The sequence below is a fragment of the Nitrospirillum iridis genome, assembly GCF_014205765.1.
In the GTDB taxonomy this organism is placed as follows: Bacteria; Pseudomonadota; Alphaproteobacteria; order Azospirillales; family Azospirillaceae; genus Nitrospirillum; species Nitrospirillum iridis.
Genome location: NZ_JACIIZ010000011.1, coordinates 222,057 through 244,850, shown reverse-complemented (window position 1 = coordinate 244,850; position 22,794 = coordinate 222,057). Strand labels below are relative to the sequence as shown.

General features: G+C 67.1%; 19 protein-coding genes. 12 read left to right on the top strand and 7 right to left on the bottom strand.

Annotated features, from left to right (window positions below; translation table 11 throughout):
* The first annotated feature begins 10 nt into the window (after positions 1–10).
* From FHS74_RS19530 to FHS74_RS19505, 6 genes are read left to right on the top strand one after another with little or no spacing between them, the layout of a single operon-like run.
* Positions 11–511, top strand: a complete 501-nt coding sequence (locus FHS74_RS19530) for a chemotaxis protein CheW (protein ID WP_184803760.1) — start codon at positions 11–13, stop codon at positions 509–511.
* Positions 512–525: 14 nt separating this feature from the next.
* Positions 526–2,268 carry a methyl-accepting chemotaxis protein gene (locus FHS74_RS19525; protein ID WP_184803759.1) on the top strand — a complete coding sequence of 581 codons (1,743 nt, stop codon included), beginning with the start codon at positions 526–528 and terminating at the stop codon, positions 2,266–2,268.
* Positions 2,269–2,283: 15 nt separating this feature from the next.
* Positions 2,284–2,844 (top strand): chemotaxis protein CheW, encoded by a 561-nt coding sequence (locus FHS74_RS19520; protein ID WP_184803757.1) that lies wholly within the window; start codon positions 2,284–2,286, stop codon positions 2,842–2,844.
* Between the two features lie 28 nt (positions 2,845–2,872).
* Positions 2,873–4,846 carry a methyl-accepting chemotaxis protein gene (locus FHS74_RS19515; protein ID WP_184803755.1) on the top strand — a complete coding sequence of 658 codons (1,974 nt, stop codon included), beginning with the start codon at positions 2,873–2,875 and terminating at the stop codon, positions 4,844–4,846.
* Positions 4,847–5,731: a CheR family methyltransferase gene (locus FHS74_RS19510; RefSeq protein WP_184803753.1), complete on the top strand. Its 885-nt coding sequence runs from the start codon at positions 4,847–4,849 to the stop codon at positions 5,729–5,731. It begins immediately after the preceding gene.
* Between the two features lie 6 nt (positions 5,732–5,737).
* Entirely contained in the window at positions 5,738–6,820 is a 1,083-nt protein-coding gene (locus tag FHS74_RS19505; protein ID WP_184803750.1) for a protein-glutamate methylesterase/protein-glutamine glutaminase, read from the top strand.
* Between the two features lie 323 nt (positions 6,821–7,143).
* Here FHS74_RS19505 and FHS74_RS19500 read toward each other — a convergent pair.
* The 5 genes from FHS74_RS19500 to FHS74_RS19480 form a co-directional block, all read right to left on the bottom strand.
* Positions 7,144–8,222 (bottom strand): IS630 family transposase gene (locus FHS74_RS19500; protein WP_184803748.1). Its coding sequence is split into 2 segments (ribosomal slippage): positions 7,144–7,730 and positions 7,730–8,222, totalling 1,080 coding nucleotides; the frame shifts between segments, so codons are not numbered across the junction.
* A 428-nt stretch (positions 8,223–8,650) separates the two neighbouring features.
* Positions 8,651–9,631, bottom strand: a complete 981-nt coding sequence (locus FHS74_RS19495) for an NAD(P)H-dependent flavin oxidoreductase (RefSeq protein ID WP_425491327.1) — start codon at positions 9,629–9,631, stop codon at positions 8,651–8,653.
* A gap of 94 nt (positions 9,632–9,725) precedes the next feature.
* On the bottom strand, positions 9,726–11,126 hold the full coding sequence (locus FHS74_RS19490; RefSeq protein WP_184803744.1) for an amidohydrolase family protein: 1,401 nt from the start codon (positions 11,124–11,126) through the stop codon (positions 9,726–9,728).
* A complete protein-coding gene (locus FHS74_RS19485) occupies positions 11,123–12,103 on the bottom strand; it encodes a CoA transferase (protein ID WP_184803742.1) in 981 nt (326 codons plus the stop codon). Before FHS74_RS19485 ends, FHS74_RS19490 begins: the two co-directional genes overlap by 4 nt.
* A complete protein-coding gene (locus FHS74_RS19480; protein WP_184803740.1) occupies positions 12,100–13,080 on the bottom strand; it encodes an enoyl-CoA hydratase/isomerase family protein in 981 nt (326 codons plus the stop codon). Before FHS74_RS19480 ends, FHS74_RS19485 begins: the two co-directional genes overlap by 4 nt.
* Before the next feature lie 175 nt (positions 13,081–13,255).
* Between FHS74_RS19480 and FHS74_RS19475 the strand changes: the two genes are divergently transcribed.
* Complete coding sequence (locus tag FHS74_RS19475) at positions 13,256–14,938, top strand: FAD-dependent oxidoreductase (protein ID WP_184803738.1); 1,683 nt, start codon at positions 13,256–13,258, stop codon at positions 14,936–14,938.
* 27 nt (positions 14,939–14,965) lie between these two features.
* On the opposite strand, the gene FHS74_RS19470 is transcribed toward FHS74_RS19475, so the two are convergent.
* Positions 14,966–16,624 (bottom strand): MFS transporter, encoded by a 1,659-nt coding sequence (locus FHS74_RS19470; protein ID WP_184803736.1) that lies wholly within the window; start codon positions 16,622–16,624, stop codon positions 14,966–14,968.
* Between the two features lie 181 nt (positions 16,625–16,805).
* On the opposite strand from FHS74_RS19470, the gene FHS74_RS19465 reads away from it, so the two are divergent.
* Together FHS74_RS19465 and FHS74_RS19460 are read left to right on the top strand one after the other, a co-directional pair.
* Positions 16,806–18,062 (top strand): acetyl-CoA C-acetyltransferase, encoded by a 1,257-nt coding sequence (locus FHS74_RS19465; RefSeq protein ID WP_184803734.1) that lies wholly within the window; start codon positions 16,806–16,808, stop codon positions 18,060–18,062.
* Between the two features lie 69 nt (positions 18,063–18,131).
* Entirely contained in the window at positions 18,132–18,629 is a 498-nt protein-coding gene (locus FHS74_RS19460; RefSeq protein ID WP_184803733.1) for a MarR family winged helix-turn-helix transcriptional regulator, read from the top strand.
* 21 nt (positions 18,630–18,650) lie between these two features.
* Here the strand turns inward: FHS74_RS19460 and FHS74_RS19455 are convergent, their stop codons facing one another.
* Positions 18,651–19,430, bottom strand: a complete 780-nt coding sequence (locus FHS74_RS19455) for an SDR family NAD(P)-dependent oxidoreductase (protein ID WP_184803731.1) — start codon at positions 19,428–19,430, stop codon at positions 18,651–18,653.
* Positions 19,431–19,707: 277 nt separating this feature from the next.
* Between FHS74_RS19455 and FHS74_RS19450 the strand changes: the two genes are divergently transcribed.
* From FHS74_RS19450 to FHS74_RS19440, 3 genes are all read left to right on the top strand, one after another.
* Entirely contained in the window at positions 19,708–20,934 is a 1,227-nt protein-coding gene (locus FHS74_RS19450) for a CaiB/BaiF CoA transferase family protein (RefSeq protein ID WP_184803728.1), read from the top strand.
* Between the two features lie 64 nt (positions 20,935–20,998).
* Positions 20,999–21,277: a hypothetical protein gene (locus FHS74_RS19445; protein ID WP_211106420.1), complete on the top strand. Its 279-nt coding sequence runs from the start codon at positions 20,999–21,001 to the stop codon at positions 21,275–21,277.
* Positions 21,278–21,290: 13 nt separating this feature from the next.
* A complete protein-coding gene (locus FHS74_RS19440) occupies positions 21,291–22,790 on the top strand; it encodes a class I adenylate-forming enzyme family protein (protein WP_184803724.1) in 1,500 nt (499 codons plus the stop codon).
* Positions 22,791–22,794: the final 4 nt, after the last annotated feature.

Sequence of the window (22,794 nt, the reverse complement as noted above, 5' to 3'; positions counted from 1 at the left end):
GGGAAACATCATGACCGCGTGGAAAACCGATACGCCGATGGAAGTCCTGACCCTGGGCCTGCAAGGCGAAGTCTTTGCCCTGGAGGCCACGCATGTGCGCGAAATCCTCGACCTTGTCCCCATTACCGGGGTCCCCAACAGCCAGCCCTTCATCGGCGGCCTGATCAACGTGCGCGGCAAGGTGGTGCCGCTGGCTGACCTCTGCCTGAAGTTCGGGATGGAGCTGCAGCCGCCGACCATCGACACGCGCATCGTCGTCACCGAGGTGATGATCGACGGTGACCCCGTGATCGTCGGGATCCGCGCCGACAAGGTATACGAAATCACCCAGGTGGCGGCATCCGCCCTGGAGGAAACGCCGCGCATCGGCATGCGCTGGCGGCCGGAATACATCCGCTGCATCGCCAAGAGAGGACCCGAATTCATCGTGGTCCTGGATCTGGAACGCATCTTCTCTCGCGGGGACGCGCGGGACGACGCGGCCGGCTCATCCCAACGCACCGCAGCCTGACGGGAGAAACTGACATGCGTGCCACCATCAAGCTGAAGCTGGCGTTGACCTTCGCCCTTATCATCGCGCTCAGCACCGCAACGGTGGGGCTGGGCATCAACAGCCTGGCCGCCGTCAACGCCGACATGCGGCACATGGTCAGCGGCCCCGTGCAGAAGCTGCAGTGGGCGGAAGAGGTGCTGGTCGACATGGTCCAGTTGGTGCGGGCCGAGAAGAACATGATCCTCTCGACCAATCCTGAACAGATCGAGAAGTATGACCGCGAGATCATAGGCTTCCGCCAAAATTTCGCCGACCTGGCCGGAAAGGTGATCGCCGTCAGCAGTGTGGAGGCCAAACCGAAATGGCAGGCCCTGGATGGGACCTGGCAACAGTTCCTGGCGGTCGATGACCGGATAAGGGAATTGGCCAAGCGTGGCGAGCAGGCCAAGGCCCAGGAGCTGTCAGTGGGGGCGGCCCGGCCGCTGGTGGAGGAGGCGCAGCGGCAGCTGGCTGATATTATCGAACTCTATCGCACGCAGATGGCCCGCGACGAAGCCGACGCCGTGGCCCAATACGAAAACGCGCGCCTGACACTGGTGATCGCCACGCTGGCGTCGCTGCTGGTCGCTGTGGCGGCCGGGTTCTGGATCGCGCTGGGCATCAGCCGCGGCCTGAACCAGGCGGGCGCCCTGGCCCAGGCCGTCGCCGGGGGCGACCTGACCCGTACGGTCGAGGCGACGGCGCACGACGAGGTGGGGGACCTGATGCGCCATATAAACACCATGGTGGAGAAGCTTCGCGAGGTCGTCGGGGAGTCGACGATGGCGTCGGAGAACGTGTCGTCGGGCAGCCAGGAACTTTCGGCGACGGCGGAAGAGCTGTCGCAAGGAGCGACGGAACAGGCGTCGGCGGCGGAGCAGGCGTCGGCGTCGATGGAGCAGATGGCGGCGAACATCAAGCAGAACGCGGACAACGCCAGCCAGACGGAGAAGATCGCGCGCCAGTCGGCGGCGGATGCGCAGATGAGCGGCGAAGCGGTGACGCGGGCCGTGCAGGCGATGCGGACGATCGCGGACAAGATCACGATCGTGCAGGAAATTGCGCGGCAGACGGACCTGCTGGCGTTGAACGCGGCGGTCGAGGCGGCGCGGGCGGGTGAGCACGGGCGGGGCTTCGCGGTGGTGGCGTCGGAGGTGCGCAAGCTGGCGGAACGCAGCCAGACGGCGGCGGCGGAGATCGGCACGATGTCGTCGCAGACGGTGCAGGCGGCGCAGGAGGCGGGCGAGATGCTGACGCGGCTGGTGCCGGACATCAAGAAGACGGCGGAACTGGTGGCGGAGATCAGCGCCGCGTGCCGGGAGCAGGACATCGGCAGCGAGCAGATCAACCAGGCGATCCAGCAGCTGGACCAGGTGACGCAGCAGAACGCCAGCGCGTCGGACCAGATGTCGGCGACGTCGGAGGAGCTGGCGGCGCAGTCAGAACAGTTGCAGGCCAGCATCGCCTACTTCCGGGTGGATGGGGCGTCGCCCGCACCGGTCGCGGCCGCCCGCCGGCCGTCGCGGCCCGTGGCCAGCGCCGCCAAGCCAGCGCCTTCCCCCACGCGCCCGGCGAGACTGCGGGCGGCGAATGGGCACGGGCCCGGACACAATGGCCGCGTGGTCCCGGCAGCCGGGCGCGTCGGGGCCGGCCGCAAGGCCGCCGCCGCCGGCTTCGCCCTGGACCTGACCAACGGCGCCGGCGATGCCCGCGACGCCGAATTCGAGAAGTACTGAGGTCCCGCGCCTATCATGAACAGCGTGAGCAAAACCACCCGGGAAGCCCAGTTCGTCACGCTCGGCATCGAGCGCGAGATCTACGCCGTCCCGGTCGAAGCCGTGGTGGAAATCCTGGACATGCGCCCGGTGTTCCGTATTCCGGAAACGCCGACCTACCTTGTCGGCTTGATCGACGTGCGGGGCCGGGGCGTGCCGGTGATCGATCTGCGGCTGAAGCTGGGCCTTCCGCCCAACGCCACCTCCGAACATAGCCGCATCCTGGTTCTCCATGTCACCATCAATGGCCGGGAGACGGCCCTGGGCCTGATGGCCGATCGCGTGTTCGAGGTCATGCCCCTGGACCTGCGCCAGTTGGAGGCTCCGCCGGACATCGGGGTGCCGTGGCGGTCCGACTACATCCGGGGCGTGGGCCGCCGCGGCGATGGCTTCGTCATCGTCTTCGACTTGGCGACCCTGTTCACCGCCGACGAGGCGTCGGTCATCAGCCGCAAAGCCCTGTCCGACCTGGCGGCTGGCGCAAGCATTCCGGCCGGTGTCCCGGCACACCCCCTGCCGACAGCCGGCGCTCTCTAAACAATTCGACGATCAAGGATTCTTCGCGATGCGCCTGACCATCAAGTTGAAACTGGGACTGACCTTCGCCGTCATCGTCGCGTTGTCGACCGCCAGCGCCGTTCTGGGCATACAGAAACTGGCGGCCCTGGATGAAAGCCTGCACGGCATGGTCCAAGGGCCGATGCAGCAGATCAAGGTTGCCCAGGACCTCTACACCGACCTCATGACCGTGACGCGGTCCGAGAAAAGCCTGCTACTGTCGGACAGCAAGGACATGGTGAATCAGTATGAGGCGCGGATCGGCAAGGAGCAGCAGGCCCTGGAGGCGGATCGTGCCAAGCTGGACTCCCTGACCACCGGCGAAAGCAACAAGAAGGTGGCGGCCTTCACCGCGGTGTGGAAGCAATTCCTGCCCCTTCAGAATCGGGTTATCGCCCTGGCGAAGGGTGACCAGCGGGACGAGGCCATCCGCCTGTCCCGCGTCGAGGGGCGGCAGGTGCTGGACAGTGCCGACGCCGCGCTGGACGAGGTGGTCGCCCTGGCCCAGGCGAACCTGACCCAGACGGAGGCCGCCGCCACGGCGCAGTATGAAACCGCGCGACAGATTCTGTTCGCCACGGTGGCCATCTCGCTGCTGGTTGCTCTGGCCGCTGCCACATGGATCCTGATCAACATCAGCCGGGGGCTGCAGGGGGCCATCCGCCTGGCCAATGGTGTCGCCCGAGGCGACCTGGAGCAGTCGTTGACTGTCAAGTCGGATGACGAGATCCGGGATATGGTGAGCGCGCTCAACAGAATGATGGACAATCTGCGGGCGACGGCGGGCATCGCCGACACCGTGGCCAATGGCGACCTGACGGTGGAGGCTCAACCCCTGTCCGACAAGGACACACTGGGCATCGCGCTCAAGCGCATGATCGGCAACCTGCGGGCGACGGCAGGGGTGGCCGACACGGTGGCGGACGGCGACCTGACGGTGGAAGCCAAGCCGTTGTCGGACAAGGACGTGCTGGGCCTGGCGCTGAAACGCATGGTTGAGAGGCTTCGGGAAGTGGTCGGGGAGTCGACGATGGCGTCGGAGAACGTGTCGTCGGGCAGCCAGGAGCTTTCGGCAACGGCGGAGGAGCTGTCGCAGGGGGCGACGGAGCAGGCGTCGGCGGCGGAGCAGGCGTCGGCGTCGATGGAGCAGATGGCGGCGAACATCAAGCAGAACGCGGACAACGCCAGCCAGACGGAGAGGATCGCGCGCCAGTCGGCGGCGGATGCGCAGACGAGCGGCGAAGCGGTGACGCGGGCCGTACAGGCGATGCGGACAATCGCGGACAAGATCACCATCGTGCAGGAAATCGCGCGGCAGACGGACCTGCTGGCGCTGAACGCGGCGGTCGAGGCGGCACGGGCGGGTGAGCACGGGCGGGGCTTCGCGGTGGTGGCGTCGGAGGTGCGCAAGCTGGCGGAACGCAGCCAGACGGCGGCGGCGGAGATCGGCACGATGTCGTCGCAGACGGTGCAGGCGGCGCAGGAGGCGGGCGAGATGCTGACGCGGCTGGTGCCGGACATCAAGAAGACGGCGGAACTGGTGGCGGAGATCAGCGCCGCGTGCCGGGAGCAGGACATCGGCGGCGAGCAGATCAACCAGGCGATCCAGCAGCTGGACAAGGTGACGCAACAGAACGCCAGCGCGTCGGAGCAGATGTCGGCGACGTCGGAGGAGCTGGCGGCGCAATCGGAACAGTTGCAGACCAGCATCGCCTACTTCCGCGTGGAGGCATCGTCGCCGGCCGCCGCGCGCCGGCCGTCCCGGCCGGCGACGGCCAGCGCGGCGAAGCCGACGCCATCGTCGGCGGGCGCCGGGCGCCAGGGGGGCGCGCGGGCTGGGAACGGGCATGGCCACAACGGCCGGGCGGTTCCGGCCGCCGTACGTGCCGTGGGCGGCCGCAAGGCTGCCACCGGCGGCTTCGCCCTGGATCTGGCCAACGGTGCCGGCGATGCCCGCGACGCCGAGTTCGAGAAGTACTGAGTGTTGGCCGACCAAGCGGAGGGGGCCTCCTGGACGGCAGCGGTCGCTGCCGTCGACGGCCTCAGCGCGCGGGATTTTCGCCGGCTGGCCGCGTTCATCCAGGACTACAGCGGCATCAAGATGCCGGAGTCCAAAAGGACCATGGTCGAGGGGCGCCTGCGCAAACGCGTGGCGGCGACGGGCGCGGCCGACCTGGCGGACTACTGCGCGCGCCTTTTCGACGACGGCGGTCTGGCGGACGAGGCCGTCCATCTGATCGACGTCGTCACCACCAACAAGACTGAATTCTTTCGCGAGCAGGAGCATTTCCGTATCCTGGAGACGGTGGCGCTGCCACGGTTGCTCGCCGAACGGCGTGCCAGTCCCTATACGACCCTGAAGGTCTGGAGCACCGCCAGCTCGATCGGAGCCGAGCCCTACACCCTGGCCATGGTCCTGGCCGACGCCAGCCAGCGCCACGGCGGCTTCCGGATCGACATCATCGCGACCGACATCTCAACCCGGGTGCTGGAGACGGCGGCGGCCGCCATCTATCCGGAGGAGATGATCGCCCCGGTGCCCCTGGAGATGCGCCAGCGATATCTGCTGCGGTCCAGGGACAGGGCCCAGCGCCTGGTCCGTGTCGTACCCGAGCTGCGCCGCCTGGTCCGCTTCGGCCGGCTGAACCTGATGGATGCGACCTATCCCGTAGACCGCGACCTGGACGTGATCTTCTGCCGCAACATCCTGATCTACTTTGACAAGCCGACACAGCAGGCGGTGCTGGCGCACCTGTGCGATCACCTGCGCCCTGGAGGTTACCTGTTCCTTGGGCATTCGGAATCGGCGGCGGGGTTTGGTTTGCCCATGAAGCCGATGGGCGCCAGCGTTTTCCGGCGGGAGTGATCCATCATGCCGCGCAAGATCCGCGTCCTGGTCATCGATGATTCCGCATCCGTGCGCCAGGTCATGACCGACATCCTGCAGTCCGATCCGGAGATCGAGGTTATGGCGACGGCGTCGGACCCCTTCGTCGCGGCGCGTCGCATCCAGCAGGAGGTGCCGGACGTCATCACCCTGGACGTGGAAATGCCGCGCATGGACGGCATCACCTTCCTGCGGCGGCTGATGGCGCAGCGGCCGGTTCCGGTGGTCATCTGCTCCTCGCTGGCCGAGGCCGGATCGGAAACGGCCAGCCAAGCTTGGGACGCCGGAGCCGTCGACATCATCCTGAAGCCCCGCGTGGGCACGGCCGAGTTCCTGCAAGAAGCGAAGATCCACATCTGTGATGTCGTGAAGGCGGCGGCCCGGGCCCGGCTGAAGCACGTCCCCGCCGCCCTGCGGGTGCGTGAGCCGGAGCGGAAGCTGACGGCCGATGTCGTCCTGCCACCCCCGGTAGCCCGCCACCATGCCATGGCCCGGACCACGGAAACCGTGGTCTGCATCGGCGCATCGACGGGGGGCACGGAATCCCTGAGGGTGGTGCTGGAGAGGCTGCCGGCGGCCAGCCCCGGCATCGTGGTGGTTCAACACATGCCAGAAAAGTTCACCGAGGCGTTCGCCCGGCGGCTCAACGGCCTATGCGAGATGGAGGTGAAGGAAGCGGAGGACGGGGACACGGTGATGCGTGGGCGCGTGCTGATCGCGCCCGGGAACCGCCACATGCTGCTACAGCGCAGTGGCGCGCGGTATTACGTCGCGGTCAGGGACGGTCCCCTGGTATCGCGCCACCGTCCATCCGTCGACGTGCTGTTCCGGTCCGCAGCGACCCATGTCGGCCCGAACGCCGTCGGCATCCTCATGACCGGTATGGGCGACGACGGCGCACGCGGGTTGTTGGAAATGAAGGGGGCCGGTGCCCAGACCATCGCCCAGGACGAGGCCACCTCCGTCGTCTTCGGCATGCCGAGGGAAGCCATCGCACTGGGCGCGGCCGACAAGATCCTTCCCCTCGATCAGTTGGCCATGGAAATCATCCGGACGGGTAATCGGTGATCGGTGCACCGCTCGTAGCGGTCCACTTCCGCCAGGGAACCCGCCGGCACCAGGTGCATGAAACGCAGCCCAGTCCGACAGGCTGCGCCGCACGTTCTCCGCCCCCTCCCCATCGCCATGCACGATGACGGAATAGAGGCGCCCCGCCAGATGGCGGGAATAGGCGTTCCCGTCGTGATAACGTAAAAGTGCCTCACTTACGTCCCGTAAATTCGCTATAGAAAATATCTTCTCGAATATTACCTCGATCTTATCATAAATATTACTTACCGCGCCGAGGCCACTGCGGAAAGGCGCACGGCGAATTATCCAGTCTAGATGACTTATACCAAAGAGCGCTGACTATGACCCATGTGCCACTGCCGCAGTCCAATGGACATGATGCGGTAAGGCTGTTCGACGAGTTTGTTCCATGCGTGGCAGCAGTGGTCGACGATGTCGTCATAGTTCTGGAAGATGCGATTTGAGAGCCAGTTGTCGCGCATGAACTGCCAGAGGTTTTCGACGGGGTTAAGTTCCGGGCAACGGGGCGGCAAAGGCATGAGCGTGATGTTGTCCGGGACGATGAGTTCGGCCGAGTGATGCCACCCCGCCTGATCAAGGATGAGGACGGCCTGCGCGCCGGGCGCGACGTGGACGGCGATTTCCTGGAGATGGCGGTTCATCGCGGCGCTGTTGCAGCGGGGCATGACGATACCAGCCCCTTTGCCCTCGGCGGGGCAGATCGCACCGAAGATCCAAGCCGAGGCCCGGCGCTGATCCTTCGGGGCTGATGGCCTGGTGCCAATCCTGGCCCAGCGCCGGGTGAGTTCGGTCTGCTGGCCGATCCGGGCCTCGTTCTGCCACCACACTTCTATCGGCGTTCCCGGCGGGAAGTGGCGCCGGATGCCCGCCAGTCGGGTTGCGAAGGCTTTTTAAAATCCGTGATGTCTTCGGGCTTCTGACCGCGATGGCGCGGCCGGGCCGAGAGCTTGCGATAGCCCAACGCGCGCAATTCGCGGCCAAGGGTGAAGCGCGTCACCGACACGCCGAACTCGTCCCACAACAACTGGGCCAGGTCGACAAGCCGCCAGCGAACGACGCCGTGTACGGCCGGAATGGGCCCGGCCTCGACGGCTGCGGCCAAGCGCGCGCGGTGCGTATCGTTCAGCAGCGATGCCTTGCCGGGCGCCTTGCGCGTTGCTAAGCCATCCGGGCCACCCGCATTGAAACGAAGGACCCGGTCCCGCACGATCTGCAGCGTCACACCAGCCGTCCTGGCCGCTTCACACCGGCTCCGACCGTCGAGGATCTGCGCCAAGGCCAACAACCGCCGAACCTGATCGGCATCGCCGCACCGGCGGGCCAATTGGCGCAGAGCCGCTGCTGAATAATCCGAACGAACCGCGACTGCCGAACCCATCGCAAGCCTCCTCTGTGCTTGCCCTGGTGAATCAGAAAATCAGCCCGATGGTTGGTATAAATCGGCAAGATCAAATGATCCTGCCGACCTCAATAAAATCAACTGGATACCGCGCTGATCAGCATCCAAACTGGGCTTTGACGCAAACTTGGTGATGGTCAGATCGTCCAACGCTGACGACGCAGGCCTGGAGCAGGTCAATTTTCCCACGGCCATACATCTGGCGTTTGACGAGTTTGAGCTTGTTGAGCTGGCGCTTGGTTTGCCGATTTGACCAAGGACTCGGGGCGGTTCACTTGATGCCCTTCGCCATCCAGCCCACACATTTTACATCTTGCAGACCAACCCGAGGTGGCACAGTGTCGTGTGCATACGCTGATCCACAAAATCCAGCGCCCAATAGCCGTCATTTGCTGTCGCTCAAGTCATCACGCAACTTGATAGCCGGCTAATCGGCCACCGATGATCGCCTCCGCGTCCGCAATTATCCGGTCCATGAGTTCCTTCACCGTGGGGATGTCGTGGATCAGGCCTTGCACCATGCCAGCCCAGAAGATTCCCCGGGAGAGGTCGCCGCTTTCCAGCAGCTCGCGCCCCTTGGCGCCGCTGACCAGGTCGGCGACAACCTCGAACGTCGCGTCCGGCTCGGCCAAGCGGCGGACGACCTCGTCCGAAACGGCGCTCTTGCCCACACGGGCGGTGTTACGGAGCTTCCGGAAAATCAGGTTGGTTCCACGCTCGTCATTGTCCAGGTAGGCCTGTTTGACATTGGGGTGGATCGGCGCCTCAACCGTGGCGCAGAAGCGGGTCCCCATGTTGATCCCTTCCGCCCCCAGTGCCAGGGCCGCGACCAGGCCGCGTCCATCGCCAAAGCCACCGGAGGCGACAAGAGGGACCTTCACCTGGTCCGCCGCGGCGGGGATCAGGATCAGGCCCGGAATGTCATCCTCCCCCGGGTGGCCGGCACATTCGAAACCGTCGATGGACACGGCGTCCACCCCCTTGCGTTCCGCCGACAGGGCATGGCGAACGGAGGTGCACTTGTGGATGATCCTGATGCCATGGGCCCTGAACATCTCCCATATCTCCGCCACCGCGGGCGTGCCAGCGGTCTCGACGATGGCGATGCCGCTGTCGATGATGGCCTGGGCGTAGGCCTTGTAGTCCGGCGACCTGGTGGTGGGAAACACCGTAATGTTCACACCAAAGGGCTTGTCGGTCATTGTCCGGCAACGGGCGATCTCGGCCGCCAGGGCCTGCGGTGACGGTTGCGTCAGCGCCGTCAGAATGCCGAAGCCACCGGCGTTGGAGACGGCGGAGGCCAGTTCGGCCACACCGACGCCCTGCATGCCGCCCTGAACGATGGGGCGTTCCACGCCCAGAAGTTCCGTCAGACGCGTCTTGATCACCTGTCCCTCCCCCTGTTCGCCGGTGTGCGGCCTTGGCCCATTCCTAGGGGAGGGGTGCCGCGATGCCAAGGCCGTCCCAGCATGCGCGGTCGCGCTATCGCGCGTGCGATGGACCACCCCGCATCCACCGGACATCGCCGTCGATCAACGTCGCCGTCACCGCCATCCGGTCTGGACTTTCCGCACCCGCCAGCAGGCAGATGTCAGCGGGGTCGCCCGGCATCAACCGCCAGCGCGGCGTTGAGGGATCATCGGCGCGCCCAAGGTACAGGCCCAGCGCCCGCCGCAGGTCCACACGCTCCGCGCCGCCGAGAACCATGCCGCCGCTCGTGCATCGGGTCATAGCCGCCCGAATGGCGACCAAGGGATCGAAAGCCCCATAAGGCGCATCGGATCCTCCCGCCATCCGCACGCCATGGCGAAAGAGGCTGGCCAACCGGTAGAGATCGCCCCGTTCATCGGCCTCGACCTCGCGAAGATAGCGGTCGCCCCGATCATGGATGAACGCCGGTTGCGTGACGATGGTCAGGCCCCGGTCGGCGATGTCCGGCAGCAGCCCCTCGGGGATGAGGGCGCCATGTTCGATGCGGTCGCCCCGTCGGGCTCCGCCGGCGGCATCAAGGGCAGCAAGATAAATGGCCAATTCGGCCACCGTGACACAGTGGGCCGCGACGGAACGGCCCAGTTGCCTGGCCGTCCCGATAACGCCCGCCACCTCCTCGACCGGCGGCAGGTTCCGGTCATCATAGAGTATCTTCACCGGGCCGACCTCATAGCCGGCGCCCGGCGGCAAATCCGGGCGGCCCATCAGCACCAGGCGTTGCGGCATTTCCCCCCGCGCCCGCGCCGCGGCCAGCACGGCGGCCTCGGCCCAGCCATTGCCGGCGCCGGCATCGGTGACGCCGGTGATGCCACATCGGAGCATCGCGGCCCCCAAAGGCGTCAGGTTCGGCAGTTGGGCACCCAACCTGTCGCGCAGCCAAGCATCCTCGCGCCAGATACGGCCCGACAGGCCGCCGTCCGGCAACCGTTCAACCCCAGACGGAAAAGGCGCCGGCCCCAGCCGGTCAAGCGCCAGCTGGTTCAGAACCCACAAGGCACCCGTCCTGTCCTGCACGCGAACCGCATGATGCGGCACCCAGACCGACAGGCGGGCGGCGTCGGGCAAGCCCGCCGACCGCTCATCATAGCCAATGGCGCGAATCCAGCCTCCCGGCGCCGTAAACGCCGCCGCCTGTCGCAGCGACGACACCACGGATGCTTCGTCCACGCAAGCCGACAGGTCGACGGAGGCCAGTCGCGCGGCCGTCGCCAGCAGGTGCAGATGATGATCGTGGAAGCCCGGCAGCACAATGCCGCCACCGCCGTCCAGCTCAGGTCCCGTCCAGCCCCGTTCACCGCCCCAGGCCAGGACGCGACCGTCATGGATCGCGACCGTGATGCCTTGGCCGTCAATATCAACGACGTTGCGGATGACCAGATCGACCCGGGTCACGGCTCCCGCTCCGCCAGCCGACCAGCGATCCAGGCGGCGGATCCGCCCAGAGACACATCCAGCAGCCCGCCCTGCCCCGCCCGCCGTGCCTCCAGCGCTACGACCGCCGCGATCAGACCGGTGCAGGGATCGGCCAATGCATCCCCCAGGAAGCGGGGCGCCCCGTCGTCCCATCCCAGCAACCCGCCGGCGGCGGCGCAATCGTCCCCGAAGCCGACACGCAAACCCGCGTCACCCATCCAGCCATGGGCCGTGATGGCGATCCACAGCAGGCCGGGATTGGCGGAGAACAGCCGTTCGGGCGTCAGGCCCGCGCGGGCCAAGGCGTGGGGGCGTCCGGCGGTGATCAGGACGTCGGCCTCGTCGATCAGGCCCTGCACCGCCCGGCTGGCCAGGGCGAGGTGCACCCGCCGCTTGCCGCCATTGAGCCAGCGGTCCAGCACCGGGGTTCGCTGGGATGTCGGATCCGGTCGGGCGGAGCTCTCCACCTTCACGACATCGGCCCCTGCCGCCGCCAGCAAGCCGCCGGCAAGCGGCCCGGCCCAGAGCGCGGACAGGTCGACAACCTTAAAAGTGCCCGCTGCCCTTGGCCGCGCGTGGCGCAACACTGGCCAATCGGCCATCGCCTCCCCCACCCGCGTGACCGGCAGGTGCAGCAGGATGGCCCGCGCCAACAGGTCCGTCGTCGCCCGGGTGGGCAGTACGCTGTCAACGGCGGTCCAGGGGTCCATATCCGGCACCGTCTCAAGCCAGGCCGGCACCGTGTCAACGTCCGCCGCTCGGGCGAGGTTGACCGCCAGCCAACCGTCCCGGGTCGCGACCAGCCGGCAGCGGCGGTTGGGCGACCAGCGCCCCGGCAGGCCCAAGCCCAGGCACACGTCCCGGCGCAGCAGCTGGTCCGGCTCTATCGTAGGTCCGCCCGCCTGCGCCAGCTGGCCCGTCAGTTCCGCCAAAACGGAGCGCAGGATCGGCATCATGAGGGCAAAACCCGATGGACCAGGCCCCAGGACAGGGCCCGTCCCACGGTAAGGCGCGCGCCTGACAGGAACATCCAGACGGCGCGATGTCGGCCGATAGCCCGGCTGACGGTGACGGTGCCGCCAGCGCCAGGGATGAGGCCCATGGACAATTCGGGCAACTGAAAGAAGGCACCGCACCGGGCCGACCGGCGTGCGGCGGCGGCGGGCACTTCAAGCCCTGATCCGACGCAGGCGCCATGGAACACCACTTCCAGCCGGCCGCCTAAGGCATGGCAAAGCCGGGCGTTGGCGTGCAGCGACCGGATGATGTGGGCGGCGGCCAGATCCCGGGTGGTGCCGAACTCGGCCAGGCTGCCGCCCGTGGAAAAACAGCGGCCGTCCGCCCGTAGGACCACGTTCGGCAAGCCGGGGTCCTCCAGCGCGTTGGCCAGCGCGGTATAGAGCGCGTCCCGCATCACGGCGGTCATGGCGTTGCGGCGCGGCGTATCGGCCAGGGTCAGGATCAGCGTCTCGCCATCCCTCTCGACCCGGATGGGATCATCCACAGGGGTCAGGGGGGCCTGCGGGGGGCGCCGGGCCAACCAGTCCGCGAACTCACGGCCGCCCAGCAAGGTCGAGTACGCCAGGGATTCCACCAGGAGCGCGTCGTTGAAGGGCAACCGTTCCACCGTCCGCAACACCTGGCACCCGATGGTCGCGGCGAAGGGCCACCTCCCGACCCGATCGGCCAGGTTCTGGGCGGCGGTGACGGAGGCCACACCCACCCACGGCGCGGGCGGCTCCGGCGCCGTGGTCAGCAGCACATCGAAATCGGCGGGATTGACGGCGGGAAGGGCGCCCGCCCCGTCCACCCCGATGACCACGGATTGAAGAGGAACAGGGCCACGCCGATAGTCCGCCGCCGGCACCACCCGGCACGGCGCCGCACCGAGCGCGGAGAATTCGGCAACGTCCAGCAGGTTGGGTTCCCTCATCCGCACGAGCCTATTCCCGCCCCAGCCCTGTTGGAAGTCCGGCCTGGCCTCCTGGCGCGGAACGACGCCCGGGCGATATGAGCGGGCAGGCGCCGTCTTCGCCCTGCTTCCCAATTGCGCCAGCGGAACGATCCCGAAAACATGGCCCGCGTCGACCGTGGGGGAAGGGATCTTCATGACTACCGAATTCGATGAAATCGTGGATTTCCTCATCATCGGCAGCGGCGGAGGCTCGATGTGCGCGGCACTGGTCATGCGCGACGCCGGCAAGTCGGTGCTGATCATCGAAAAATCCAGCCTCGTGGGCGGCACGACCGCCAAGTCGGGCGGGGTCATGTGGATTCCCAACAATGTCTTCCTGAAACGGGACGGCATCGAGGACAGCGCCGAGAAGGCGATGACCTACCTCGATCACGTCGTCGGCGATGCGGCCGATGCGCCCGGGGCGTCGCGCGCGCGCCGGGAAACTTATGTGCGGCAAGCCCCCCGCATGGTGGATTTCCTGCTGCGGCAGGGTGTTCGCCTGAACCGGGCCAAGTACTGGCCGGACTATTATGACGAGCGTCCAGGCGGCCTGAAACCGGGCCGGACCGTGATCGCCGACCTGTTCGACATCAACGAACTGGGCCCTTGGAAGGCCAAGATGAGGCCAGGCTTCATGCCGGTGCCGGCGACGCTGGAAGAAGCCTTCCTGATCCCTTACATGCGCCGCAGCTGGGCATCCCGCCGGATCCTGGGACGGATCGCCCTGCGCGCGCTCAAGGCCAAGCTGACCGGCAAAAGCTATGTTTCCGCCGGCGCCGCGCTGCAGGGCCGGATGCTGCAGGCGGCGCTTCGGGCCGGCGTGGCGATCCGCACGGAATCCCCCGCCCTCTCCCTGCTCACGCAGGACGGCAGGGTGACTGGGGCCGTCACCAGGAAGGACGGTATGGAGTGGCGCATTGGCGCGCGGCTGGGTGTCCTGGTCAACGCTGGCGGCTTCGCCCGCAACCAGGACATGCGGGACCGATACCAGCCCGGCACGCGGGCGGAGTGGAGCAACGTCATCGAAAGCGACACGGGCGAGATGATCCAGGAGATGATGCGTATGGGCGCCGCGGTGGCGCAGATGGAGGAAATGGTGGGTTATCAGAGCACCATCCCCCCGGGGCAGGAACGGGCCGATATCAAGCCCCCGGCCCAGAGCCTGACCGGCAAGCCCCATGCCATCCTGGTGGACCAGTCGGGCCAGCGTTACCAGAACGAGGGCGGATCCTACATGGCCTATTGCAAGGCCATGCTGGAACGCCACCGGCAGGTGCCGGCCGTGCCCAGCTGGGCCATCTTCGACAGCCAATATATCGCGAACTACATGCTGGCCGGCACCATGCCCGGCCGCAAGAAGCCCGACGCCTGGATCGAGAAGGGATATCTGCGCCGCGCCGACAGCGTCGAGGCGCTGGCCATCCAGATCGGAGTGGCACCCGCCGCGCTGGCCGCCACCATCCGCCGCTTCAACGGCTTCGTCGACCAAGGGCGGGATGAGGATTTCCATCGGGGCGAGCGTGCCTACGACGACTGGCTGGGGGATCCCTTCCACAAGCCATCCAAATCACTGGGCCGCATCGACGTCGCCCCGTTCTATGCCGTGCCCGTCGTGCCCGGCGATGTTGGCACCTATGGCGGCGTCGTCACCGACAGCAACGCGCGCGTCCTGCGGCCGGACGGCACCATCATTCCGGGTCTGTACGCGACGGGGGTGTCCACGGCTTCGGTCATGGGCCGGGCCTATCCAGGCGCCGGGTCCAGCATCGGCCCGTCCTTCACCTGGGGCTATGTCGCGGCCCTGCACGCCACGGGCCTGCGCCAGACGGAATGAGGGCCATGGGGGGGCGTCCCGGGCGGGTCAAACAATGGGAGGCGCGCCCGCCGCCACGTCCGAGGGCGCGCGCGGACGGACAGAGCCGAAGGGCTGCTCAAGCCGGCGGCGAACGCGGGACCGTTCCATGGGCAGGTTGAAGGCGTCCGCCTCCCGCTGTGTGGCCAGGTCGGCCTGAGTGAACCGCGCCCGCATGCGCAGATAATCCCCCCATGTCGGACAGTGATATCGTTCGGTCCACAGTTCAGCGTTGCCGATGTCGCGCGCCAGGGACCAGCCGAAGCCACCGTTGCGCAGCCGCGTCCCCTCCACCTTCAGCATGGCCGCGTAAAAATCCACCGCCCGGTCTGGGCTGACGCGATAGTCGATTTCCACTACCAGGGGCCCGGACCGCAGCGCCAACTCCAACGCCAGTTCCGGCTCGTTCCGTATCGCCGCCGGCGACAGGTCGGCATAAGCGTTACGGACCAGGGGGAACACCAGGCCGACCAGCGGCGTCGCCAGCATGACGGCGGCGGAGGCGAACAGGGCGATGTCGACACCCGCTCGGGATGCCACAGCACCCCAGATCCCTGCACCCAGAGTGATGCCACCGGTCAGCGCGCATTGGAACAGGGACAGGGCCCGCGCCGCCACCCAGCGCGGCGACGCGAACTGTGCCGTGACGTTCAGAAGCGCGATGGTCAGGATACTGGCGGCGCCTATGATGAAAAGCCCGAGGCAGGAAAGGGCCAAGCCCCGACTGAGCCCGATCTCCACCAACGCGCCAGTCGTCAGCAAAGCGCAGATGCGCACCGTCGTTTCGATCTCATGCCGGGCCGCCACCCGGCCGACCAGCAAGGCGCCGACGACGGCGCCGCAGCCACTGGCGCCCAGCAACAGGCCGAACGATGCCGCGTCGCCGCCCAGCAGGTCGCGCGCGATCAGGGGCGCCAGCGCCGCCGACGACGCGCTGGAAAACCCGAAAAGGAAGGCGCGGCCATAGACCAGGCGCAGCGCATGGGAATGCACGGTGTAGCGAAAGCCCGAGATGATGGCACGGTCGATACGTTCCGGTGGCAACGGCGACGCTATGGCCGGCCGTCGCCAAAAATAGAAGGCGAGGAACAGCGGCACATAGCAGACCATGTTGAGTCCGAAGGCGGCCTTCGCGCCCAGGGCCAGGACGACAATGCCGCCGATGGCCGGACCGATGCTGCGGGCGATGTTGTAGCTGATGGTGCCCAGCGCGATCGCCGCCGGCAGCCGTGCGGCATCCACCAGTTCCGGTAGCGTCGCCTGCCAAGCCGGAACATAAAAGGCCACCCCGGCGCCGATCAGGCCGCAGAAAAGCAGCAGGATCATGGGGCTCGTCAGCCCCAGCGTCGCCAGAAGGGTCAGGGTTCCGGAAGCGCAGACGGCGAAACCCAAGCCCGTCAGGGCCACGCGCCGGCGATTGAACATGTCGGCGATGGCGCCGGCGGGCACCGCGATCAGCATCATCGGCAGCATCAGGGCGGATTGGACCAGGGCCACCATTCCGGCCGAGGTGCTGAGCCGCGTCATCTCCCACGCCGCGCCGACACCGAGGATAAGTTGTCCGAAGTTGGAGAGCAGGCTGGCCAACCATACCCGGCGGAACAAAGGCGCCCGTAAAGGCGCCAGGATCCCACCACCATCCCCCGTCCCCCCAGTCCCCGCCGCCACGCCATCCCCCGTCCATTCCGCATGTCCCGCGACCCAATCTAGCGCGGGGGTCGCGCCCCGCCATGACGTCCAGGAAAGCGCCAGGAATCAATCGCCTGGGCGATACGGGTCCGTGTGGCGAATCCCAGGCCGCCGTGCCATATCCGGACCCTGGAAACACAAAAATCGGGGAGATCGCATCATGGCCGACGCATTCATCATCGACGCCGTGCGCACACCGCGGGGTATCGGCAAGATGGGCAAGGGCGCGCTGTCCCACCTGCATCCCCAGCACCTGGCCGCCACCGTCCTGAGCGCGCTGCGGGTGCGCAACGACCTGGATCCCGCGGGCGTGGACGACGTGATCTGGGGCACCAGCGCCCAGTTGGGCCTACAAGGCGGCGACATGGGGCGCATGGCGGCCTTGGATGCCGGCTTCGACCCGCGTGTCAGCGGCGTGACCCTGGATCGTTTCTGCGGCAGCGGCCTGACGGCGACCAATTTCGCCGCCGGCCAGATCATGTCGGGGATGGAGGATCTGCTGATCGCCGGTGGTACGGAGATGATGTCCTACATCAACCAATACGGACAGGAACTGCGCACGGCGGGCGTCAAGTCGCCCGGCGGCCTGGGCAGCGGCAATGCGCGCCTCGCCGCGAAGCACCCCCAATCGAACCAGGGGGTCTGCGCGGACGCCATCGCCGCCTTGGCCGGCATCGGCCGGGAAGCGCTGGACGCCTACGGCGCCGAAAGCCAGCGCCGGGCCGGCGTCGCCATGGCGGAAGGGCGCTTCGCCAAGTCGACCGTCGCCGTCATCGGTGACGAGGGCCAGGTGATCCTGGAACGTGAGGAATATCCGCGCCCAGGCACGACGGTGGAGCAGCTGGCAACGCTGGCCCCAGCCTTCGCGGCGGTGGCCGACATGCCGGGACGGGCGGACGGCACCACCTTCCGCCAGCTGATCAACCTGAAATACCCCGATGTCGCCATCGCGCCGCTGCATCACGCCGGCACCTCGTCCGGCGTGGTCGACGGCGCCGCCGCCCTGTTGCTGGCGTCAGAGGCCCAGGTGCGCAAATCCGGCTTGAAGCCCCGTGCCCGCGTCGTGGCCATGGCCAATGTCGGCGACTGCCCCACCCTGATGCTGACAGCACCGGTCCCCGCCGCGCGCAAGGTACTGGCCAAGGCCGGCCTCGCGATCGAAGACATCGATCATTGGGAGGTGAATGAGGCCTTCGCCGTGGTGGTGGAGAAATTCATCCGCGACCTGGACCTTGACCGCGCCAAGGTCAACCCCAATGGCGGCGCCATCGCCCTGGGCCATCCCGTGGGCGCCACCGGGGCCATCCTCATCGGCACGGCACTGGACGAGCTGGAGCGCATGCGCGGCCGCTATGGCCTGATCACCATGTGCGCGGCCGGCGGCATGGCCCCGGCCATCATCATCGAGCGGCTTTAATCCCTGTCCCGTCGGCATTCCCTTCCTTTTGCGCCCCCGAACGCTATGGTGGCCCGAGGAGGGACAGGCATGAGCAATGAACCGTTTCCGGGACGCGGCTTCGGCATTCGGCGCGATCTCTCGATCAAAATCATCGTGATGGCGCGGACGTTGAAAAAGCGCTTCGACCAGCGGGTGGCCGACCTGGGCGTGACCCGGTCGCAATGGACGTTGATCGCCGCCGTCGCCCGCTTTCCCGGGATGACCCAGCGGACCATCGCGGAGGCGCTGGAGATCACCGAGGCATCGGCCGGCCGCCTCATCGACAAGCTATGCCAGGAAGGCATGCTGAGGCGCACCCCCCGCAACGATGACCGCCGAGCCTACAATGTGGAGATCACGGAAGGAACCCGGCCCCTGCTCGACCATTTGGGCACGGTGGCCGAACGCCTGGAATACGAGACCTTCGCCGGCCTGAGCGATGCGGAACTGGCGCAGTTGAGCGTACTGTTGGGCAAGATCGCCCACAATGTCGCGGACACCTGGCCGACAGGACCGCTGCACCCCGACGACCTGTCCGAGACATGAGCGCATCCATCAGCGTGACAGTCAGCGGGGCTGCATCCGGATCGCGCCATCCAGGCGGATGGTGGTGCCGTTGAGATAGCCGTTGCGGACGATCTCCAGCGCCAAGCCGGCATATTCCTCCGCCGCCCCCAGCCGGGGGGGAAAGGGCACCATGGCTCCCAGGGCCTGCTTCATCTCGGCGGGGACCCGCGCCATGGCCGGGGTGTCGAAAATACCCGGCTGTATGGTGCAGACGCGGATAGCCTCGCGCGCCAGGTCGCGGGCGATGGTCAGGGTCATGCCGACGATGCCGGCCTTGGCGGCGGAGTAGGCGGCCTGCCCCATCTGCCCTTCCGTCGCCGCGGCGGAGGCCGTGTTGATCAGCACCCCCCGTTCCCCGTCCACCGGATCCAGGGTCATCATGCCCGCCGCCGCGCGGGTGACACAGCGGAAGGTACCCACCGTGTTGAGCTTCAGGACCCGTTCGAACTGATCCGACGGGAACATCCTGATCTCTCCCGTCGCCTTGTCCCGGCGCACGGTGGGAATGGCATTGCCGCCCCCGGCGCAGCAGACCAGAACACGCTCCTGTCCGTTGACGGCACGTGCCGTGGCGAAGGCGGCGTCGACCGAGTCATCCGTCGACACGTCGCATTTCACGAAGGCGGCGCCCGTCGCTTCCGCCGCCTGCCGGCCCGTCTCCTCGTTCATGTCGAAGATGGCGACGCGGGCGCCCGCGTCACGCAACGCCCTGACAGTCGCGAGGCCCAGGCCGGACGCGCCGCCGGTGACGATCGCCGAAACGGAAGGATCTATTTTCATTCTGGCCTCGCGCGGGAAAGCGGGAAAAGGCGCACAGCCATAATCAGCCCTGGGCGCCATCGTGTCGTATGCAGCATTCCCTTGTTCGATCCACGCACTCAACATGCCAACGCCAATAGAAGCCGAATATCGCCGTGGCGTTAGGTCAGGCGATACCGCCCCCTTGGACGCCATTGCGCTTGCCAAGCAACAAGCGGCACGACCATTTTTCAACAGTTTGGCGACGGCAAGCGGCGAAAGTCCGCGATGTTCAACGGAATACGGGAAGTAAACACCGATGACACAGGTGATGAAGGGGATCAGGGTGCTGGAGGTGGCGCAGTACACCTTCGTTCCGGCCGCCGGCGCCATTCTGGCCGACTGGGGTGCCGACGTGATCAAGATCGAGCATCCATCGCGCGGCGACGCCCAGCGCGGCTTCATCAACCTGGGCGGCATCAAGATCGACCCGAAGCGCAACGCGCTGATGGAACATCCCAACCGGGGCAAGCGCAGCGTCGGGGTCGACATCGCCACGCCCGAAGGGCAGCGGGTGATCTATGAGCTGGCGAAGTCGGCCGATGTCTTCCTCACCAACTACCTGCCCGGCGCGCGCGCGAAACTGAAGATCGACGTCGCGCATATCCGCGCCGTGAACCCGAACATCATCTACGCCCGGGGCAGCGCCTTCGGCGACAAGGGTCCCGAACGCGAGGTCGGCGGCTTTGACGGCACGGCCTTCTGGTCGCGCAGCGGCATCGCCCACAACATGTCCCCGGCCGAGCTTGAGGGGCCCCTGGCGCAGGGCATTCCGGCGTTCGGCGACAGCATCGGCGGCATGAACATCGCGGGCGGCATCGCCGCCGCCCTGTTCCACCGCGTCCGCACGGGCGAGGCGATCGAAATCGACGTCTCGCTGCTCAGCACCGCCTGGTGGGCGTCCGGTTCCGCCATCGACAATTACCTGGAAACAGGCACCGTCATGCGCAACCGCATGCCCCGGTCCGGTGGCAATGCCGGCAACCCCTTCATGGGCAACTTCCGTACGGCCGACGGCGGCACCATCAATCTTTGCACCCTGCAGCCGGGCCCGCACATCCGCAGCCTGTTCACCCACATCGGCCGGCCGGAACTGGCCGAGGACCCCCGCTTTTCCGAAGCCCGCGCCCTGATGCAGAACTGGGAACCGGCCAGCGCCATCCTGGTGGAGGCATTCGCCTCCCGGCCTTTCGACTATTGGCGCCAGCATCTGAGGACCTTCTCCGGCCAATGGGCTCCGATCCAAAGCCTGCTGGACCTCACGACCGACGAACAGGCGCTAGCCAACGATATGCTGTTCGAGGTGGAGGCGGCCGACGGCGGCAAACCCCTAAGGCTGGTGCGCGGCCCCGTGCAGTTCAACGGCGCGCCGGTGACCAGCACCCGCGCCCCCGAGGCGTCGGAACACACCGAGACCGTGCTGATGGAGATCGGCATGGAGTGGGATGAGATCGAAACACTGAAGGCGTCGGGCGCCATCGCCTGACCGCCCCCAACCGAAACGAGCCGACGGCTACGAACCGACGGAACGAGGCGACATGAAACCTGGCATGAAACTGAAAAGCGCCACCTGCGATACCGAGGTGATGGTCATCAAATGCGGCCAAGGCACGGTCGAATGCGGTGGCCTGCCCATGGCGGTGGACAGGCCGCCCGAGCCCGACCCCATCGATCCGGCGCATGCCGCCGGTACAGTGATGGGGAAGCGGTACGTGGATGCCGGCGCCACATTCGAACTTCTCTGCGTGAAGCCGGGCAAAGGCTCACTCAGCATCGACGGGGCACCCCTGACCTTGAAGGACGCCAAGCCCCTGCCCGCGTCCGACTGAAGGGACGTGGCCCATGAACATCTCAATCATCCTGCAGATGGCCGCGGACGCGGCGGAAGATCGCGTCGGCCTGGTCTGCGGCGGGCGGCGCTGGACATACGGCGCCCTGCTGGCCGCCGCCCGGGGGGCGGCCAGCCTGATCCGGGACAGCGGCGCCCGTCATGTCGCGCTGCTGGATGAAAGCAGCGAGGCCGCCGCCATAGCCCTGTTTGGCGCGGCCATCGCCGGAGTTCCCTACGTGCCGCTGAACTATCGCCTGGCGGATGCCGGCCTCGGTCCCCTGATCGACCGCATCGCCCCAGCGCTGCTGATCGGCGATGTGGCGCGGGCGGCCGGGGCCTGGACCCAGGAAGGCCTCCTGCCGCAAAGCCGCGACGCGTTCGTCCGGGAGGCGGAGGGACGGGGAGCCCCGGCGAAAGATCACAAGGAATCCGACGGCGAAACGATCGCCATCCAGCTGTTCACCAGCGGAACCACAGCGGCCCCCAAGGCCGCGATCCTGCGCCATTCCAATCTGCTGTCCTATATCCTGGGAACGGTGGAGTTCGCGTCCGCCGATGAGGCGGAGGCGGCGCTGGTCAGCGTGCCGCCCTATCACATCGCCGGCATCGCCGCCCTGCTCAGTTCCATCTACGCCCAGCGGCGCATCCTGCTGCTGCCCACCTTCGAACCGGCGGCCTGGCTGGCGCTGGCGGCCAAGGAGGGGGCGACCAACGCCTTCGTGGTGCCAACCATGCTGGCCCGCATCATCGAGCATCTGGACAAGACGCCGGACGCCCCGATCCCGGCCCTGAAAGCCATCGCCTACGGTGGTGGACGCATGCCGCTGGAACTCATTCATCGGGCACTGGACCTGTTCCCGGGAACCGGGTTCACCAATGCCTACGGGCTGACGGAAACCAGCTCCACCATCGCCATCCTGGGGCCGGAGGAGCATCGCGCGGCGCATGCGTCCACCGACCCGGCGACACGTGCCCGGCTGGGGTCGGTCGGTCGCCCCCTACCGACGGTCGAGATCGAAATCCGGGATGAGGATGGCCGCGTCCTGCCCACCGGCGAGCGGGGCGAAATCTATGTCCGCGGCGACCAGGTCTCCGGTGAATATCGCGAGCGGTCCGCCCTGGACGCCCAAGGCTGGTTCCCCACACGGGACGCCGGCTGGCTGGACAGTGACGGCTATCTCTTCCTATCCGGCCGGGCCGACGACGTCATCGTCCGGGGTGGGGAGAACATGTCGCCAGGCGAGATTGAGGATGTGCTGCTGACCCATCCCGCCCTAGCCGACGCCTGCGCCGTGGCCATCCCATCGGTCGAGTGGGGAGAAGCCGTGGGTCTGGCGGTGATCGTTCGGGGTGACAAGGCGGCGCCCAGCGACACCGAACTGCGCGACCTGATCCGCAGTCGCCTGCGATCCTCCCGTGTGCCGGAGCGCATCCTGTTCGTCGACGCCCTCCCCTATAACGAACTCGGCAAGCTGTTACGGCGCGAAGTGAAAACCTGGTTCAAGGATTGAGACG